Here is an 18137-nt window from a genome sequence, read left to right as displayed (position 1 = left end):
GCCCGAGGTCAGCCGGCGCGGCGGGCGCGGGCGTTGCGCCGCTTCAAGGCGCGTCGTTCGTCCTCGGACAATCCGCCCCAGACCCCGGCATCCTGGCCGGACTCGATGGCCCACTTCAGGCAGGTGTCGATGACTTCACAACGGCGGCAGACTTTCTTAGCTTCCTCGATCTGGGCGATCGCCGGGCCGGTGTTCCCAATCGGGAAAAACAGCTCGGGGTCTTCGTCCAGGCAGGCTGCGCGATCGCGCCAGTCCATGAGGTGTGTTCTCCTTTAAATATTGCGGGCCGGTCGGCGGGAAGGGCCGCGGCATTGCACAACCAAAGGGGGGAGCCATGGATCTGGTGGTCCCCCCAATCACCGAGGCCGGTCTGCGCTGACGGAGACGGTGCTGCTGTGCTTAACGATTGTCAGGGATAAGGTGTCCTCTTGCCAACGCTTCCGGAGGACTTTTTATGTCGGAAGCGGTGTTCGGTCGGTCACCTCGGGTCGACGGTCGGGGCCGGAGGCGGACCCTACCGGCGGGTACCCCAGCCCTACCGCTCTGTGGAGCGGGTCGCGACGCTGCGCTCCACGGTGAGACGTCCGACCCGGACACGAAAGGACCGCTGCGCGATCGGTCCGGAGCCGAGATGACCCGATGGACCCGATAAGCAAAGGAAAACCGAGCAGCGCGATGAGCGAACGTGCGACCCCGATGAGCGAGCAGAGTGGCGCGACCGGCCACGCCAAGGTTGCGGGCACCGTGTGCCTGATCCAGGCCGCAGCCTTGATGGCGGTGGCGGCGACCTATGCGGCGGAGTTGTTGGGCCTTGCGGGTCTGCGCGCGGACGATCCGTCCGTTGCCTCGATGGCGCTGGTCCTCACCGCCCTCTTCGCCGTCCTCGTCGCGGTGGTGGGCGTGCACTGGTGGCGAGGCCGCCGGTGGGTCAAGACCCCGACGATCGTCTGGAACCTCCTGCTCCTGCCCGCGTCGATCACCTTGGTGCAGGCCAATGGCTGGTTGATCGGCGGGCCGATCGCGCTGCTCGCCGTGATCGCGATCCTCGCGGCCTGGGGCTCGCCCTCGGTCGACGTCGAGGACGTGACCGACCGCCCGTAGCCGGGCCCCGATCGATACCTCCGCGACGCGGGTCCCCAGATCTTCCGGGAATCCCGTGGAGTTCCGCGAGATGTCGGGAGTTTCCCGGGACGGTCCGGTTAAGGGCGGCGCAGGGCGTAGACGTCCATCACCCAGCCGTGGCGCGCCTTGAGCTCGGCACGAAGGGCGATCAGCTCACCGATGACGTCGCCGAGACGCCCGGAGCGCAGCTGCTGCTGGGGCATCCCGACGTAGGCGCCCCACCAGATCAGCGCGTCCGGATCGGAGGCGGCGAGGTCCTGACAGGCCAGATGCCCGTCCAGCATGACCACGACGGTGCCGAGATCGATGCCGGCCGCGCCCGCCGTGCGCCACTGGTCGACGAGGCGGCGCCCGGTGGTGATGTGGATCGGTTCGCCGATCCGGTGCAGGACGATCCCGTGCGCGGCAGCGAGGCTCTGGAAGGCGGAGATGCCCGGGACGACGTGGACCGTCGTCGGGATCCGTTCGCCGATCGCGTCGACGATGCGGATCGTTGAGTCGTAGAAGGCGGGATCGCCCCAGACGAGGAAGCCCACCACCGCATCCGGTGGCAGCGCCTCGATGACCGCGACGTAGGCGTCGGTGCGCGCGGCGTGCCAGTCGCGCACCCCCTTCTCGTACTGCGCGGTATCGCGATCGGCGTCCGGACCCCGCTTGGGGTCGGGCACGGTAACGAAGCGGTACTCGCGCTCGGCCGGGATCCAGCGCTCACAGATCGCGCGCCGGACCTCGACCAGTTCGTCCTTCGCGGCGCCCTTGTCGGCGACGAGGAAGACGTCGACCGCGGCGAGGGCGGCCGCCGCTTCCCCCGTGACGTGCTCCGGCGAACCCGCGCCGATCCCGATGACCTCGATCCGTCGGGGCGAAGGGGTGGTGTCGCTGCTCATCGCGAGACTCCCGCCAACTCGAGCACCTGGGTCAGGTCCACGTGCGTCTCGAGCGCGTCGGCCAGCGTGTCGATCATGGCTTCGCGGCGCGCAGCGAAGCCCGGTGCGCCCGCGACGGGCCGCCAGGAGGAGCCAGCCGCCGCCGCGATCTCGCTCAGCAGCGCCCGCCGGAAGGCGTCGCTCTCTAACGTCCCGTGCCAAATCGATCCGCGGGTCGGCCCGAGCGCGTGTCCGCCCGGGAACTCGTCGCCCGAGCCAGCGGTGACGACGCCGTGGTGGATCTCGTAGCCGTCGACGGGCACCCCACGCCAGGTGCCGGACGGCCGCGCGAGGACCTTGTCTTGCGCGAAGACCACCCGGCCGGGGAGCAGCCCCAGGCCCGGCACGATCCCGGCGCCCCCTTCGACGTTGTCCTCGATCTCGTCGAGGAGCATCTCGTACCCGCCGCAGATTCCGAGGATCGCCGCACCGCGAGCGGCCCGGTCGTGCACGATCTCGGCGAGCCCGGTCCGCCGAAGCCAGGCCAGGTCGGAGGTGGTCGCCCGCGAACCGGGCAGGACGAGCAGGTCGGCCTCGCGCGCGAGGTCGGCGTCCCGGGTCACGGTGACGTCCACGCCCGGCTCGGCGGCGAGGGCGTCGACATCGGTGGCGTTCGACGTCCTCGGGAAACGGATCACGGCGACCGTGAGGCGCGGGCCGTCGGTGCGCGCCGAGTCCCTCCAGGCGCCCACGGAGAGCGCATCCTCGGAGTCAATCCACACGTCCTCGAGCCAGGGCAGGACTCCGAGGCTCGGCATCCCGGTGCGCTCGGTGATCATCTCCAGGCCGGGCGCGAGCACGGAGGCGTCGCCCCGGAACTTGTTGATGAGGTATCCGGTGAGCAGCTCGCGATCGGGCTCATCGAGCAGCGCCCAGGTCCCGTAGAGCGAGGCGAGCACTCCGCCGCGGTCGATATCGCCCACCAACAGGGTCGGGAGCTCGAAGCGCCGGGCCAGGCCCATGTTGACGTAGTCGCCGGCGCGCAGGTTGATCTCGGCGGGGGAGCCTGCTCCCTCGGCGATCACGAGGTCGACGCTCTCGGAGAGTTCGGCGAAGGCGGCGAAGGCGGCCTCGGCGAGGTGCCGTCGACCGGTCGCGTACTCGCCCGCCATGAGCTCACCGGCCGGCCGCCCGCGCACGATGACGTGAGCGCGCCGGTCGCTGCCAGGCTTTAACAGGACGGGATTGTGCAGCGAACTCGCCTCGACCCCCGCAGCCTGGGCCTGCAAGTACTGCGCCCGACCGATCTCGGAGCCGTCGGCGCAGACCATGGAGTGGTTCGACATGTTCTGGGACTTGAAGGGGGAGACGCTCACCCCGCGTCGGGCGATGGCGCGGCAGAGGCCGGTGACGACGAGGGACTTGCCCGCGTCGGAGCTGGTTCCGGTCACGAGCAGTCCTGGCACGAGCGTGGAGTCTAACGAGGCCCGCTGGTCGAGCCCCGCCCGCCGAGATCGCGTCGTCGCTCCGACCCCGAAGAGGTGCGGCCCGGCGCTAGGGTGAAGGTCACCGAGGTCGCCGCCCGCGACCGACCACCGGACGATGAAGAGGCCGCAGATGTCGCACGACGACCCCAAGGAACTCACCGCCGAGATCATGCGCGCCGCGCGGATCGCCGCGCTCACCTACCGCGACGACCAGGGCCGCCTGGTGTCGACGCCGATGGGCACTCAGGATTTCGAGGACCCGGCGACGATCTACTTCATCACCGAGAAGGACTCCGACAAGGTCCGGCACATCACGGCGAACCCGGACGTCAACGTCTTCTACTCCAGCAACGAGGGGTACGTCTCGCTCAGCGGGACCGCGGCCATCGTGGAGGACCCGCAGCGCCTGGAGGAACTCTGGGGGGCGATGACCGACTCCTTCATGGAAGGGGGGCCCGAGGACCCGAACTCCGGCCTACTGGAGGTCCGTGCCGACACCGCCCAGTACTGGAGTTCGCCGGGCAAGGCCGCCATGGTTGTCTCGCTCATCAAGGCGCGCCTCAGCGACGAGACCACCGATCTCGGCGACAGCGGGATCGTCGACCTCTAAAGCCGAGCCCCCCCCCCTCAGCCCCGGTGAGCCTCACTGTCCATCTCGTGCGCCATGGCCGCTCCACCTGGAATGACGAGCGCCGGCTCCAGGGTCAGACCGTGCATCCACCGCTCACCGCTCGCGGCAAGGCCGAAGCGGATGGGGCGGCACGACACCTCGTCGAGGTTGTCGGCTCCGCGCGGGCGCGGGTGATCTCCTCCGATCTCGTCCGAGCGAGCCAGACGGCGGCCGTCATCGGCGCAGCGCTCGGGGTCCGGGTACGCCTCGACCCTGCCCTGCGAGAGCAGGCGCTCGGTGCCATGGAAGGTGTCCTCACCCGTGATCTTCGGCCGCAGCAGACGCCGAAGGGGGCACACGTCGCCGAGATCCGCTGGGGGGGAGGAGAATCCATCGAGGACGTCTATGGCCGCGTCTCTACCTTCGTCGGTAGCGAAGTGGATCAGGCGCGCTCCGACTCGGTCGACCATCTCGTCCTCGTCTCGCACGGCGACACGATTCGGGTGATGGAGGCGTACCTCGCCGGACGCGGCCACCGCGAGGTCGATTGGGAGGTCCAGGTGGGTAACGGCTCGATCCGATCGATCCCCGCCTCATGACCGACGAGGTCTGGTACGCGGCCTACGGGTCAAACCTGCTGCGGTCCCGCTTCCTCACCTACCTGCGGGGAGGGCGGCCGGAGGGGGCGCTTCGCGAGATGAGCGGTGCCCGAGACCCGAGCGACCCCCGTGACGACCGGCCGATCACGCTGCCGGGAGGCCTGTTCTTCGGCTGGGAATCCCTCACCTGGGGAGGAGGGATCGCGTTTTATGACCCGGACCGGCCGGGCCCGACCCTCGCTCGCGCCTACCGGATCACGAGCGAGCAGCTGAGCGATCTCGCGGCCCAGGAGATGCACCGCGCGCCGGGCAGCCTGGTGGACCTCGCCCCCGTGATCCGGCGCGGGCGCGACGAACTCGGTCCCGGCCGCTACGAGACCCTCCACCTCGTCGGCGAACTCGACGGCCTCGCGGTCATCACGATCTCGGCCTCTCGGTGGGCCGATATCGCACCCAATCCGCCCGGCGCGCTCTACCGGGAGATGATCGCTCGCGGCCTCGCCGAATCGCACGGCCTCGCCGCCGCCGAGTCATCGGCCTATCTCGATCGACACCTCAGCGGGTGAGCGCCTCGCGCAGGGCATCGACGGTCGTGACCGGCGCGTCGCAGACCATCCCGCGGCACACATACGCCGCCGGACGTCCACCGACGAGCGGGCGTTGTTCGAGCAAGGGTTGGCCGGGGGCATCGGGGACTCCACTGGCGACGACGAGCCCGGGGGACGTCGAGGCGAGCGCGATCTCGCGAAGGGCGTCGGCGCTTCCCCCTTCGCCCACGATCGCCACCTGAAGGGGGCCAGCGAGATCGGCCTCGGCGACGGCGAGCGCCCACCCGGCGAAGCGTGGTTCCCGCCGCGCGACCGGCTCGAGCATCGCGAGAGCGGAGCGGGCAGCGTCGCGGTGCTTCTCGCTCCCGGTGAGCGCGGCGTAGGTCAGCAGGGCGCCCGCGATCGCCGACGCACCAGCGGGTTCGGCGCCGTCGCTCGTCGATGCGGGACGGGTCATGAGGTCTTCGGCGTCGCTCGCTGTGTCGTACCAGAGGTCGCCCTCGCGGAAGAGACGGATCGCGTCATCGAGCAGGCCACCGGCGCGCTCCTGCCAGAGCGGGTCTCCGCTCGCCCGGTAGAGCGCCAGCAATCCCTCGGCGAGATTGCCGTAGTCGTCGAGCACGGCGAGCGGCGTCCCCGTCACCCCACCAAGGGAGGCCCGCCGCAGCCGCCCGTCGACGACGTGCTCGGCGAGCACGCGGTCGGCGCAGCGGATGGCGGTTTCCAGGAGCGCCGGACGGTCGAGGATGACCGACGCATCGGCCAGCCCCGCGATCGCGAGCCCACACCACGACGTGACCGCCTTGTCATCGCGCGCCGGTTGAGGCCGCTCGCTGCGGGCCGCCAACAGCGCCTCGCGCACCCTCTTCCACCAATCCCGATCATCGGGGTCGGCGCGCAGCTGAAGGGTCGAACTCCCGTGCTCGAAGGTGCCCGCATCGGTCACCTCCAGCACGCTCGCGGCGCGAGCCCCACTCCCTTCGCCCAGCACCTCCACCAGTTGCGCGGGAGTCCACACGTAGGTGGCCCCCTCGATCGAGTGGCCGTCGATCACCGTGTCGGCGTCCAGAGCCGAGGCGAAGAGGCCCTCCGCCGTCCCGAGATCACCGATGATGAAATCCGCTGTCTCCGAGGCGATCCGGCGAGCCAGCAGGGATCCCGTTGCCTGGTACCAATGGCTACACACCCGGAGTAGCTGCGCGTTGTCGTAGAGCATCTTCTCGAAGTGGGGGACCACCCAGTTCGCGTCCACGCTGTACCGCGCGAAACCGCCCGCGAGTTGGTCGTACATGCCGCCGCGGGCCATCGCCTCGCAGGTCCCGGTCACCATGGCGAGGGCGTCGGCGTCGCCGGTCCGCGCGTGATGGCGCAGGAGGAAGGCGAGGACCATCGACGGCGGAAATTTCGGCGCGCCACCGAAACCTCCGCGCGCCTCGTCGTAGGAGCGGCGCAGGGAGGCGACGGCGCGGGCGGTCGTCTCATCGTCGATGGCCGCGCCCGCCTGGGGCGCGCCGATCTGCGCCAGCTGACTCGCGATCCGACCCGCCGAGGACAGCAGCTCGGCGCGCTGATCCCGCCACGCGTCACCGGCAGATTCGAGCAACTGCAGGAACTGTTCGCGGGGCAGGTAGGTCCCTGCCCAGAAGGGCTCACCGGCCGGGGTCAGCAGGCAGGTCATCGGCCACCCGCCGCGACCGGTAAGGGCCTGCACGGCGCTCATATAGACGGCGTCGACGTCGGGACGCTCCTCCCGGTCGACCTTGATGCTCACCCAGCCGGCGTTGAGGACCTCGGCCACCGCATCGTCCTCGAAGGATTCATGGGCCATCACATGGCACCAGTGGCAGGCCGCATACCCGACGGAGAGCAGGATCGGCACGTCCCGTCCCCGGGCTTCGGCGAAGGCCTCCTCACCCCATTCCCACCAATCCACGGGGTTTTCGGCGTGCTGGCGGAGGTAGGGGGACGAGGAATCTGCGAGCCGGTTCGCCATGATCCCTAGTGTGCGCAGAAGGGGGTGGCCCATGTCACGCGCGAGGTGAACCGAAGGGGGAGCGCGCTCGGCGGCTTGCTGCCACACTGTGCGCCATGCCTCTTCGCCGCCGGATCGCTGCCGCCCTGACCGCCACCATGGTGACTTCTCTTGCTGGAATCGCCGTGGCGGCCGCGCCGACCCAGGCGGCGAGCAAGCCCGCCTGGACGAAGAACTGCACCCAACTCAACAAGACGTACAAGCACGGGGTCGGCAAGACCACGGCGCGCGATCGGACCTCGTCGGGTCGTCCGGTCACGAACTTCAAGCGATCCAACAGCTTGTACAACACCGCGATGCGCTACAACCGGGGCCTCGACCGCGACAAGGACGGCATCGCCTGCGAGAAGCGCTGAGTCCGCGACGCGTGCGGACCGCGCTCGCCGCTTCGTTCGCGGCCTGCACCATCGCCATCGCCGGTTCGCCGGCGAGTGGGGCCGCCCATCACTTCGGCCCCGCAGAAGGGGGCTTGCAGGCCGGCTCACGATCCTCGCTGCTCACCACCCCGGGTGCCCTCTCTACCCTCGTCACCCTGCCGGTCACCCCTCGTGATTCGCCGACCAAGCGTGGGTATGAGCGCGCTGCCTTCGGCTCCCGTTGGTCCGATGTCGACGGCAATGGGTGCAATCAACGTGACGATGTCCTTCTGCGCGACGCGGTGGCGGGGACGGTCAAGGTTGCCCGCCAGGGCCGCTGTCCGCACGACGTGATCGGCGGGACGTGGATCGATCCGTACAGCGGTCGCCGCCTCGTCTTTGACAACCTCAAGGACCCGGCGTCGGCACAGGCGATCCAGATCGACCACGTCGTCCCGCTGGCCGAGGCGTGGATCTCGGGCGCTGCGACCTGGGGCGATGGCAAGAGGCGGCTCTTCGCCAACGATCTGGACGCCCTGCTCGCCGTCGATGGGGTGATCAACGCCCGCAAGGGCGATGGGGACCCGGCCGCGTGGCGGCCCAAGAAGTCCTACCAATGCGAGTACGCGCGCCGCTGGATCGGGATCAAGGCGAGGTGGGAACTCTCGCTCGACGCGAGCGAGCGCCGCGCCCTCGTCGAGATGATCTCGACCTGTACGGCGTAGTGCGCAGCCCTAGTCGCCAACGGCTTTGATCAGCGCCATCGCCAGGCTGACGCGCTCTCGGTCGCCGATCTCGCTGGCCCAGGCGGCCTGGACTACTTCGCGCACGATCGTCCAGTCCCGCGCCTCCTCGGGGACGAGTCCACCGACCTCGCAGAGGATCTCCAGCCGGTGTCGCACGGACCATCGAAGGGAAGGGCCAGAGCCCAACTCGTCGGCGCGATTCCACAGCATCGGCGCGACCTCGAAGGCGGGATGACCGCCGAGCGGTTTGGGGTCGATCGCGACCCAGTCGGTGCCGTCGTCGAGCACGTTGGCGGAGTGCAGATCGGTGTGGATGAGGGTCGCATCGCACGCGGGGTCCGCGGTGAGATCGGCGATGAGCGAGCGCGCCTGCGCGACGAGCCGCCGCGGGAGTCCCGGTGCGCGCTCAAGGCGGTCGGCCTGCCGCCGCGCCCAGGTGCTGAGGCGGGGGAGGGCAGGCAAAGCCGGGATGTGAAGCGCGCGGTAGAGGCCCCCGACGACCTCGCAGGCCTCGTCGGTCCAAACCTCGGTGAGATCGCGAGCGGTGAGGCGCTCGAGGAGCAGGACCGAACGAGCAGGATCGGCCCGCAGCAGTCGCACGGCGCCGCGTCCGTCCCAGGCGCGAAGGGCGAGATGCTCGCCAGCGGCCTCGTCGTGGGGCCAGAGGAGCTTCAGGGCGGCGGCCCGCGAGTCAGCGTCGCGAACCGGTAGGACCAGCGCGGTCCGCCCCGTCAGCGGCTCCCCGTCCAGTGCCAGACCCCATTCATCGATCTGGGAGGCGATCAGGCGTGGCAAGCCGGCGAGCCAGTCGGCGCCGGACGGACCCCCTTCGCCCGTCAGGCGGGCGATCCGGGTGAGGAAGGGAGCGAGGCGAGGATCCGCGAGCAGGGCGGCCGCGTCCTCGGTCCTCACGGTGAGGTGCTCGACGGACCGGTGGGGCTGGGCTCGTCGGGCGCCGTGGCCGGGTCGGCCAATCCGGGGAAGGGGGGGATCGGAACCCCCCATTGCGCGGCGAGCTGTTGCGCCGACGCCAGCCAGTTGGAGACCTCGAAGGCCGCGGTCCGGTCGGCGTCGACATGGGAGAAGACCTGCGCGTAGGAGGCGGTGAGCCGCTCGAGCGTGGTCCGCGCTAGCGCCGTGACCTCCTCCGGCGTGGAGGCCGGCTGGTCCAGGGAGTACCCGAGGGCGGCATCGGCCCCGTCGTCGGCCGAGGCAGTGATCTGGCGAGTCTGCAGTTCGCTGAGCGCCGTCACCATCTGCTGCGCGAGCTCGCGATCAGCGGGTGCGGACCGGGCGACCACGATCGTCGCCGCCCACAGGGCCGCTCGGGTCGCTTGCAGCGCGGGTTTGGCGGGCGCCGGGTCGGACCACTCGCGGGGCTCCTCGGCGCCGACCGACCAGAGGGTCATCATCTCCTCGGACTCGGTCATCGAGGCCGCGACCAGCGAACCCGTGAGGGGCAACAGTCCGATCGGGCAGTCGCTCAGCCCAAGGCGCAAGGCCACGATCTCTTCACCGAGGGGCGGGGGATTGGCCGTCTCCCGGCGTGCGGTGTCGAGGTCTGCCGCGGTAACGCCGACCCCTTCGAGGGCATGACGCAGACCCTCGGCGCGCTCCGGCAGCAAGGTCCGCAGGTCGCCGGTCGCGGACTCGGCGCGGGTCGCGAGCGAGCCATAGGCGGCGAGCAGAGCGATCTCGGCGGACGACGGACCTCGAGTCGGGATGAAGGGCAGAGCGGGAGCGTTCTCGTCCAGCCGCACCCCGCAGCCAGTAAGGACCGCGGTGAGGCCACCGGCCGCCGCCACGAGAGCGGCGCGGCGACTCAGGTGGGGCATCTCGGGCATGGGGTCGATGATCGCATGCGTTCGGCCGGTTAGAGTGGAGGACTGTTCGCGAAGCAATGTCAATATCGGCCAGGAAGGGCGTGGGGCTCATGGCACAAAGCGCTGCCGTCGCATCGATCGTCGAGCCCGCCCTCGGGGAAACGTTCGCGCTCGAGGACGTCACGATCACGCCCGCCGGCAAGCGGCGGGTCGTTCGGGTCACCGTCGACCGGCCGGTCGACGGGGTGGTCGGGGATACTCCCGTCGCGCCCCTGACCCTCGACGAGCTCGCCGAGGGGACCCGCCGGGTGAGCGCAGCCCTCGACGACAGCGATGTGCTCGGCAACCAGCCCTATGTGTTGGAGGTGTCCTCGCCGGGAGTTTCCAGGCCGCTCACCGAACCTGCTCACTTCCGCCGAAACGTGGGGCGCTTGGTAGAGATCACCGCCGCCGAGCAGCCCACGATCACGGCTCGCATCCTCGCGACCGATGACGGGGGCGTGGATCTCGAGGTGCCAGCTACCGACAAGGCGCCAGCGCGGCCCGAACGTCGTGAGTACACCGATATCGCCCGCGGCCAGGTCCAGGTCGAGTTCAACCGGCCAGACGCCATCTAAGGAGACGATCTGACATGGATATCGACATTCAGTCCCTCAAGGCCCTCGAGCGTGAGCGAGAAATCCCGCTCGATGTGCTCATCGAAGCCATCGAGTCTGCGCTGCTTAGTGCCTACCACCGCACCGAGGGCGCGAGCCGCACCGCCCGGGTCGAACTCGACCGCAAGAGCGGTCATGTTGTCGTCTGGGCGCGCGAGGAGTACCTCGTCGAGGTTCCGGCCGAGGAGCTGCCGCCGAGCGAAGAGGTCGGCGAAGACGGCGAGGGCGAGGACGAACAAGCCGCCCGCCCGCGGTATCGCAAGGAGTACGGACCGGAGTTTGACGACACCCCGACCGGCTTCGGTCGAGTCGCAGCGGCCACCGCTCGCCAGGTGATCGTCCAGCGCCTGCGCGACCTCGAAGACGAAGCGATCCTGGGCGATTTCCGGGGGCGCGAGGGCGACATCGTCGCCGGGGTCATCCAGCAAAGCCCCAACCCGCGGCACGTGAGCGTCGACTTCGGCACGGTCGAGGGGATGCTGCCGGTCTCCGAGCAGGTGCCGGGCGAGAAGTACGTCCACGGCGAGCGGCTGCGGACCTATGTGTTGAGCGTTCGGCGGGGTCTTCGCGGACCGGAAATCAACCTCTCGCGTACCCACCCGAACCTCGTGAAGAAGCTCTTCGCGATGGAGGTCCCGGAGATCGCCGATGGCAGCGTTGAGATCGCCGCGATCGCGCGCGAGGCCGGGCACCGGACGAAGATCGCGGTGCGCAGCAAGGTCCCGGGTCTTAATGCCAAGGGCGCGTGTATCGGCCCGATGGGGGCCCGGGTGCGGGCCGTGATGACCCACCTGCAGGGCGAGAAGATCGACATCGTCGACTTCTCGGATGATCCGCAGACCTTCATCGCGGCTGCGCTCTCGCCCGCCAAGGTCCAGTCGGTCACCGTCGTCGACCCGACCTTGCGCTCGGCTCGGGTCGTCGTCCCGGACTACCAACTGTCGCTCGCGATCGGCAAGGAAGGGCAAAACGCCCGGCTCGCCGCGAAGCTCACCGGGTGGCGGATCGACATCCGCCCGGACACCGCACCGGAGCCGACTGCGCCCCAGGAAGCATCGGGGTGAGCGGTGCCGGTACCGAACCCGCTAGACTAGGAACGACCGACCGGACTGGACTCCGCGACGCGTCGTCTCCAGCAGGTCCCGAGCGGACCTGCGTGGGATGCCGGGTGACGGATAGCCGGTCGGTGTTGCTGCGAGTTGTCGCAGGGACGGATGAGGGCGGTGGACCCGCCGTGATTCCCGACCCGCGGTGTCGTCTCTTCGGACGTGGAGCATGGCTCCACCCCCGGATCGACTGTCTCGATCTCGCGGTCCGTCGCCGGGCTTTTCCTCGCGCATTGCGGTGCAATGCGGGGAGTGTGGAGCCGGTCCGGGCCTACCTCGAGGCGCTCGCGCAGCAGCGTTGTCCATGACCGTAAGCAACAACCGAAGGCGGGTTTGACGCTGATGAGCACCCGATGAGTACTCAGCGATGATCACCCTTTTGCACTAACCACGGTCCGCGCCTTCTCTTTGGCACGCGGACCAGAGAAGGAGAAACGTGGCCAAGGTCCGCGTCCACGAGCTCGCCAAGGAGCTCGGGGTATCCAGCAAGACCCTGCTTGCTCACCTGAAAGATATGGGTGAGTTTGTCAAGGCTGCCTCGTCGACGATCGAGGCACCCGTCGTCCGCCGCGTCCGGGAAAACCCCCCGACGCCGGACCCCGCAACCGCCAAGCGCGCCGCGAAGAAGGCGGCTCCGACCCCCTCGGCGCCAGCCGACCAGCCCGCGCCGACCCCGTCGGCACCGGCTCCGGCCGCCCCCGCGGCTCCCGCACCCGGCCCGGCTCGCCCGGCCGCACCGGTCCCCGGACCGGCCGCTCCGACGCCGGCACCCGCCGCGCCGAGCGCACCGGCAGCGCCCGAGCCGGCCGCAGCCGAGCCCGCGGCTCCGGCTCCCACTCCCGCTCCGGCTCCGGCCGAGCCGGCAGCTCCCGCCGCTCCGGCGGCTCAGGCTGCTCCCGGCCCGAAGCCGGCGACTCCTGGCCCGCGGCCTGCCGCGAAGCCGGCGAGCCCAGCTCCTAGCGAGCGGCAAAGCCCGGGCCCGCGCCCGGGTGGCCCGCGCCCCGGGGGACCGCGCCCCGGCAACAACCCCTTCGCCTCTCAGCAGGGGATGGGCACGCGCCGCGAGGGCGGCCCGCGCCCCGGCAACAACCCCTTCAGCACGCAGCAGGGCATGCCCCGCCCGCAGGGTGGCCGTCCGGCCCCCCGGCCGGGTGGCTCGGGCGCTGCTGGTCCGCGCCCTGGCGCCCCGCGCCCGGGTGGCAACCGCCCGTCGCCGGGCATGATGCCGTCGTCGTCGGCCGTCGCTCGCCCCGGTGAGCGTCCCGCCCGCGCGGGCGGTCGTCCCGGTGGCGGGGGCTTCCGCGGCGGTCCCAGCGGCGGTCGTCCCGGTGGCGGGGGCTTCCGCGGCGGTCCCAGCGGCGGTCGTCCCGGTGGCGGGGGCTTCCGCGGCGGTCCCAGCGGCGGTCGTCCCGGTGGCGGTGGCTTCCGCGGCGGTCCCGGCGGCGGTCGTCCCGGTGGTGGCCCCGGTGGCTACCGTGGCGGCCCCGGTGGTCGTGGCGGCACCCAAGGTGCCTTCGGTCGCGGTGGTGGCCGGAGCAAGCAGCGCAAGTCCAAGCGCGCGAAGCGCCAAGAGTTCGAGCAGATGCAGGCGCCCTCGATCGGCGGTGTCATCGTCCCCCGCGGCGACGGCTCCACCGTGGTGCAGGTGCGTCAGGGTGCCTCCCTCACCGACTTCGCCGACAAGATCAATGCCAACCCGGCGTCGCTCGTCACGGTGCTGTTCAACCTCGGTGAGATGGCCACGGCGACGCAGTCGCTCGATGAGGACACCTTCAAGTTGCTCGGCGCCGAACTCGGCTACGACATCCGGATGGTCTCCCCGGAGGAAGAGGAGCGTGAGCTCTTCGAGTCCTTCGACATCGACCTCGACATCGACGTGGCCTCCGAGGACGAAGAGGACCTCGCGGCTCGCCCGCCGGTCGTGACCGTCATGGGTCACGTCGACCACGGTAAGACCCGCCTGCTCGATGCGATCCGTAATGCCGATGTCGTCGCTGGAGAGGCCGGTGGCATCACCCAGCACATCGGTGCCTACCAGATCCACCGCGAGCACGACGGTCAAGAGCGCGCGCTGACCTTCATCGACACCCCGGGTCACGAGGCGTTCACCGCCATGCGTGCCCGCGGTGCGAAGGTCACCGACATCGCGATCCTCGTGGTCGCGGCCGATGACGGCGTCATGCCGCAGACGATCGAAGCGCTGAACCACGCCCAGGCGGCGGACGTGCCGATCGTGGTCGCGGTCAACAAGATCGACGTCGAGGGCGCTGACCCGGCGAAGGTCCGTGGCCAGTTGACCGAGTACAACCTGGTGGCTGAGGAGTACGGCGGCGACACGATGTTCGTCGACGTCTCGGCCAAGCAGGGCTTGCACATCGATGACCTCCTCGAGGCGGTGCTGCTGACCGCGGACGCCGCGCTCGACCTGCGCGCCAACCCCGACCGGGACGCGCGTGGTGTCGCGATCGAGGCCAACCTGGACAAGGGCCGCGGCGCCACGGCGACCGTGCTCGTCCAGTCCGGCACCCTGCGGGTCGGCGATGCGATCGTCACCGGGAGCGCCCACGGGCGCGTTCGGGCGCTGCTCGATGAGCATGGCGAGACCCTCGACGAGGCGGGCCCGTCCCGTCCGGTTCAGGTTCTTGGCCTGTCCAGCGTGCCCCGGGCCGGCGACACCTTCGTGGTCGCTCCGGATGACCGCACGGCTCGCCAGATCGCCGAGAAGCGAGAAGCGGCCGACCGTCAGGCCTCGCTGGCCAAGGCGCGCAAGCGGATCAGCCTGGAGGACCTCAACGAGGCCCTCGCTGCGGGCAAGGTCGACACCCTCAACCTCATCCTCAAGGGCGATGTGTCCGGTTCGGTCGAGGCGCTCGAGGATGCGTTGCTGCAAATCGATGTCGGCGACGAGGTCGACCTGCGGATCATCGACCGCGGTGTTGGCGCGATCACGCTCAACAACATCAACCTGGCGATGGCCTCGGACGCGATCATCATCGGCTACAACGTGCGGGCCGAAGGACAAAACGCCGAGGTCGCCGAGCGCGAAGGCGTCGAGATCCGGTACTACTCGGTCATCTACCAGGCGATCGAGGAGATCGAGCAGGCCCTGAAGGGCATGCTGAAGCCGGAGTTCGAAGAGGTGGAGCTCGGGACCGCCGAAATCCGCGAGATCTTCCGCTCCAGCAAGTTCGGCAATATCGCCGGTTCGCTGGTCCGCAGCGGGACGATCAACCGAGGCGCGAAGGCGCGGATCACCCGCGATGGCGTCGTCGTGAGCGAAGGTATCGAGGTCGCCGGACTTCGCCGCTTCAAGGAGGACGTCACCGAGGTCCGCGAGGGCTACGAGTGCGGTATCAACCTCGGCAGCTTCAACGATCTGCAGGTGGGCGACCTCATCGCCACCTACGAGATGCGCGAGAAGCCGCGGGTCTGATCGAACCCTGGCATGACGAAGGGGGTGTGCCCGACCGATCTGGTCGGGCACACCCCCTTCGCCTATTCGGGCCGAGGCGTTAGGACTCCACGACGCGCTGGCCGAGATACTCTCCCTCGCGCGCTCCCGGCAGGATCGCCGCGACCGCCGAACCGATCGGCGTCGTCCAGATATTCATCAGGTCGACCTCGGCGAGCCGGCGCTGCACCGGGACGAACTGACGCACCGGGTCGGCGCAGTACGCCGCGAAGAGCAGGCCCTGGTCACTCACGCTCCCCCGCTCCGGCGGCATCTCGTAGGTATACGGACGCCGCAGGAAGCGCTCATGGGCCGCGCGTGGCATCGCCCGCCTCATGTGGGAGGCCTCGTCGATCACCGGCAGACCATGCTCATCGGTCGCCGCGAGATTGGGCGGGTCCATTTCGTGCGCGCCGGTGAGGGGCGCCCCGGTATCGAGCCGGCGACCGACCGCGACCTCGCGGGACGGTCGATCGAGCGCATCCCAGGTGTCGAGGTTCATCGCGATCCGCCGCAGGACGAGAGCGCTGCCGTCGCGCCATGGACCCGAGCCGACCCACAACAGTGGATCGTCGGCCCCATCGATCCGCGGCTGAACCGTCCCATCGACCTGGCCGAAGAGGTTGCGTCCGGCCTTCCACCCCGGGACCGCAGCCGGTTCCCGGTACCCCTGCTGGACCCACCGGGGCGTGAGGATCGTCCGCACACCCGTCATGAGCTGGCGGTGGGCGTGGGCGAGCGCGACGGGGGAGTCCGAGCAGATCTGCACGATCACGTCCCCACCGCTCCACTTCCGCTCGAGTTTGTCGATGGAGAAGGGGGGCAGAGCCTTCAGCCACGGTGGGCGCAGACCCGCGAGATCGCGGCCGGCGAAGAAGCCGGGCCCGAGGGCGACGGTCACCGTGAGCCGGTGTGGGTCTCGAGCGAGCTCCGGAGCCTGGTCGGTGAGCGAACCCTGGCCGCTCGTTAACCGGGCGATGTCCTCGCTCCAGATCCGCAGCAGCCGGATGGCGGTGGGCCGATCGATCGGGCCATCCTTGACGTCCGCGGCGACCCAACTGGCGTACTGCTGCGGAGCGGTGACGATCCCGGCCTGCCGCGCGCCGTGGAACGGCACGGTGGTCGGGGCGGGGCTTGTCGCCGCCGAGGAGGTGGGGGCCACCCCCGAGCGGACGGCGGCCGCGAGGCCGATCGCGCCCGCCGAGCCCAGGCCCCCGGCGACAACAGCGCGCCGCCGGGGGCCAGAGCCCGCGGTCATCAGTGGCTCATCGAGGAGGAGGAGTCACTCGGGGAGTAGGACTCCTTCGCCCCGTCGAACTCGCGCACCGGGAAGGTCAGTTCCTCGCTCGAGCCGTCCTTGAAGCTGACGGTGATCGTGATGTCGTGACCGGGTTCGACGGCGCCCTTCAGCCCCATCAGCATGAGGTGCGCCCCGCCGGGCTCCAGGGTGAGTTCCTTGCCCGCGGGGATCACGAGGCCGTCCTTGGCTTCCTGCATGACCATCTGGCCGGCGTCGTCCTTGACCATGACGTGAGCCTCGACGGACTCGGCGACGTCACTCGATCCGCCGGTCACCACGAGGTCACTCGACCCGGTGTTCTTCAAGGTGCCGAAGGCGGCGGTCATGTCCTTGGTGGCGGCCTTGGCCCAGCCGTCGCGCAGCTGAAGAGTTCCCTGCGAGGCGGAGGTCCCGGTCGCGGTGGACGGGCCACCGGCGGGCTCAGGGTCCGAGCCGCAGGCGGAAAGGGTGAGGGCAAGCGCGGCAATGGTGGCCGCAACGGTGAGGTGTTTCATGGCTTTCTTGGTCCTTCGTGACAAGGGTGGGCCGCCGCTTAACGTCGGGACGGCCCCACGAGCAGCGTTCGGCTCGTGTGCGGGAAAAGGGCGTGGAGGATGCTCTAGAAGGCGAGCGCGGCCAGCGCGGCCGGCGGTCCTCGGGCCGCCACGACGCGGTAGCGGTCACCCGGTACGAAGGGGGAAGGGGGCACGCTGACGTGCGTGCGACGGCTCGGCACGATCAGAGCGGGCGCGCTCGGGGGCTGGATCGCCCGCACTACGGCCCAGAGGGCGGCCTCGCCTCGGGCGTACAACGCCCCGACGATGCTAGCCGCGACGAGGTGGGCGAGCACCATCGTCAACGAGGGCAGGTGGCTCATCGCCGCGGCGTGCTCCGCGCCGTGAGCGGTCATCGCGTGCCCATGCCCGTGCAAGACCATCGTCTCGCTCACCGGGGCGGTCGCCGAGGCCGTCACGTGGACCAGAGCCTGGGCGGCCAGCAACAGAGTGCTCGCGCGAAACGCCCCGATCTGGCGGCGCGTGTACCAGATCGTCGGTCCCGAAAGAATCACCGCGAGCAACACCAGAGCGCCGACATGGATCGGCGTGCCCGACGCGGCGGAGTGGGCGAATGCGCCGAGGCCCATCGAGAGCGACAGCAGCGCCAGGGTCCGCAGACCCCGCATCGCTCGTCCACTCGCGTCGATCATGGCGCCCAGCGTACGGTGCGGCGGCGCGCGTCGATCAACCGGCCGCATAGACTGCCGAGACGCGCCGCACCTCGTAGCGTCGCGCCCGCAACGATCGAGTAAGGACCAGGGGGAGGGCCGTGAGCACGTCGAACGACCGCGGCGAAGACCCGTTGGACCCCCTGCGGGACGGCCCAGCCGATCAGGACCTGCCCTATCCCGTGATCCCTGAGGTTCCGTCTGCTGCCCCACCGCCAGCGGACCCCATCA

19 protein-coding genes are annotated in these 18137 nt (G+C 70.1%); 10 read left to right on the top strand and 9 right to left on the bottom strand.

What is annotated here, in order from left to right; genetic code table 11:
* Positions 1–8: 8 nt before the first annotated feature.
* Positions 9–257, bottom strand: coding sequence for a WhiB family transcriptional regulator (locus tag AB8K43_RS06255; protein ID WP_370892563.1), 249 nt, complete (start codon positions 255–257; stop codon positions 9–11).
* Positions 258–675: 418 nt separating this feature from the next.
* Between AB8K43_RS06255 and AB8K43_RS06250 the strand changes: the two genes are divergently transcribed.
* Positions 676–1101 carry a hypothetical protein gene (locus tag AB8K43_RS06250; protein ID WP_370892561.1) on the top strand — a complete coding sequence of 142 codons (426 nt, stop codon included), beginning with the start codon at positions 676–678 and terminating at the stop codon, positions 1099–1101.
* Between the two features lie 98 nt (positions 1102–1199).
* On the opposite strand, the gene cobF is transcribed toward AB8K43_RS06250, so the two are convergent.
* Positions 1200–2009, bottom strand: coding sequence for a precorrin-6A synthase (deacetylating) (gene cobF / locus AB8K43_RS06245; RefSeq protein WP_370892559.1), 810 nt, complete (start codon positions 2007–2009; stop codon positions 1200–1202).
* Positions 2006–3454, bottom strand: a complete 1449-nt coding sequence (locus AB8K43_RS06240; protein ID WP_370892557.1) for a cobyric acid synthase — start codon at positions 3452–3454, stop codon at positions 2006–2008. Before AB8K43_RS06240 ends, cobF begins: the two co-directional genes overlap by 4 nt.
* 151 nt (positions 3455–3605) lie before the next feature.
* Between AB8K43_RS06240 and AB8K43_RS06235 the strand changes: the two genes are divergently transcribed.
* The 3 genes from AB8K43_RS06235 to AB8K43_RS06225 are packed head-to-tail and all read left to right on the top strand — an operon-like array spanning position 3606 to position 5250.
* Complete coding sequence (locus AB8K43_RS06235) at positions 3606–4085, top strand: pyridoxamine 5'-phosphate oxidase family protein (protein ID WP_370892555.1); 480 nt, start codon at positions 3606–3608, stop codon at positions 4083–4085.
* Positions 4086–4111: 26 nt separating this feature from the next.
* Positions 4112–4684, top strand: coding sequence for a histidine phosphatase family protein (locus AB8K43_RS06230; protein ID WP_370892553.1), 573 nt, complete (start codon positions 4112–4114; stop codon positions 4682–4684).
* Entirely contained in the window at positions 4681–5250 is a 570-nt protein-coding gene (locus AB8K43_RS06225; RefSeq protein ID WP_370892551.1) for a histone deacetylase, read from the top strand. Before AB8K43_RS06230 ends, AB8K43_RS06225 begins: the two co-directional genes overlap by 4 nt.
* On the opposite strand, the gene AB8K43_RS06220 is transcribed toward AB8K43_RS06225, so the two are convergent.
* A complete protein-coding gene (locus tag AB8K43_RS06220) occupies positions 5240–7225 on the bottom strand; it encodes a thioredoxin domain-containing protein (protein WP_370892549.1) in 1986 nt (661 codons plus the stop codon). The genes AB8K43_RS06225 and AB8K43_RS06220 overlap by 11 nt on opposite strands.
* A 95-nt stretch (positions 7226–7320) precedes the next feature.
* Between AB8K43_RS06220 and AB8K43_RS06215 the strand changes: the two genes are divergently transcribed.
* Together AB8K43_RS06215 and AB8K43_RS06210 are read left to right on the top strand one after the other, a co-directional pair.
* On the top strand, positions 7321–7620 hold the full coding sequence (locus AB8K43_RS06215; RefSeq protein ID WP_370892547.1) for an excalibur calcium-binding domain-containing protein: 300 nt from the start codon (positions 7321–7323) through the stop codon (positions 7618–7620).
* 11 nt (positions 7621–7631) lie between these two features.
* A complete protein-coding gene (locus AB8K43_RS06210) occupies positions 7632–8345 on the top strand; it encodes an HNH endonuclease family protein (protein WP_370892545.1) in 714 nt (237 codons plus the stop codon).
* A 9-nt stretch (positions 8346–8354) separates the two neighbouring features.
* Here AB8K43_RS06210 and AB8K43_RS06205 read toward each other — a convergent pair whose 3' ends face one another.
* Entirely contained in the window at positions 8355–9278 is a 924-nt protein-coding gene (locus AB8K43_RS06205) for an aminoglycoside phosphotransferase family protein (RefSeq protein WP_370892543.1), read from the bottom strand.
* The gene (locus AB8K43_RS06200; protein ID WP_370892541.1) at positions 9275–10210 is read right to left on the bottom strand and encodes a DUF4439 domain-containing protein; all 936 of its coding nucleotides are present in this window, start codon (positions 10208–10210) and stop codon (positions 9275–9277) included. Before AB8K43_RS06200 ends, AB8K43_RS06205 begins: the two co-directional genes overlap by 4 nt.
* Before the next feature lie 89 nt (positions 10211–10299).
* On the opposite strand from AB8K43_RS06200, the gene rimP reads away from it, so the two are divergent.
* From rimP to infB, 4 genes are all read left to right on the top strand, one after another.
* Positions 10300–10806 (top strand): ribosome maturation factor RimP, encoded by a 507-nt coding sequence (gene rimP, locus AB8K43_RS06195; RefSeq protein ID WP_370892539.1) that lies wholly within the window; start codon positions 10300–10302, stop codon positions 10804–10806.
* A gap of 14 nt (positions 10807–10820) precedes the next feature.
* Entirely contained in the window at positions 10821–11909 is a 1089-nt protein-coding gene (nusA, locus tag AB8K43_RS06190; RefSeq protein ID WP_370892537.1) for a transcription termination factor NusA, read from the top strand.
* Positions 11843–12259, top strand: coding sequence for a YlxR family protein (locus AB8K43_RS06185; protein ID WP_370892535.1), 417 nt, complete (start codon positions 11843–11845; stop codon positions 12257–12259). Before nusA ends, AB8K43_RS06185 begins: the two co-directional genes overlap by 67 nt.
* A 128-nt stretch (positions 12260–12387) precedes the next feature.
* The gene (gene infB / locus AB8K43_RS06180) at positions 12388–15384 is read left to right on the top strand and encodes a translation initiation factor IF-2 (RefSeq protein ID WP_370892533.1); all 2997 of its coding nucleotides are present in this window, start codon (positions 12388–12390) and stop codon (positions 15382–15384) included.
* Between the two features lie 79 nt (positions 15385–15463).
* On the opposite strand, the gene AB8K43_RS06175 is transcribed toward infB, so the two are convergent.
* The 3 genes from AB8K43_RS06175 to AB8K43_RS06165 all read right to left on the bottom strand — a co-directional run bounded on the left by AB8K43_RS06175 (position 15464) and on the right by AB8K43_RS06165 (position 17888).
* Positions 15464–16660, bottom strand: coding sequence for a Dyp-type peroxidase (locus AB8K43_RS06175; RefSeq protein ID WP_370892531.1), 1197 nt, complete (start codon positions 16658–16660; stop codon positions 15464–15466).
* On the bottom strand, positions 16660–17196 hold the full coding sequence (locus tag AB8K43_RS06170; protein WP_370892529.1) for a copper chaperone PCu(A)C: 537 nt from the start codon (positions 17194–17196) through the stop codon (positions 16660–16662). The genes AB8K43_RS06175 and AB8K43_RS06170 overlap by 1 nt, the downstream gene beginning before the upstream one ends.
* Before the next feature lie 104 nt (positions 17197–17300).
* The gene (locus AB8K43_RS06165; protein WP_370892527.1) at positions 17301–17888 is read right to left on the bottom strand and encodes a hypothetical protein; all 588 of its coding nucleotides are present in this window, start codon (positions 17886–17888) and stop codon (positions 17301–17303) included.
* Positions 17889–18137 lie beyond the last annotated feature (249 nt).

It is taken from the genome of Janibacter sp. GXQ6167 (assembly GCF_041365945.1).
Classification (GTDB): Bacteria; Actinomycetota; Actinomycetes; order Actinomycetales; family Dermatophilaceae; genus JBGFSK01.
The sequence above is the reverse complement of the archived record's forward strand: the minus strand, read 5'-3'. Positions and strand labels throughout refer to the sequence as shown.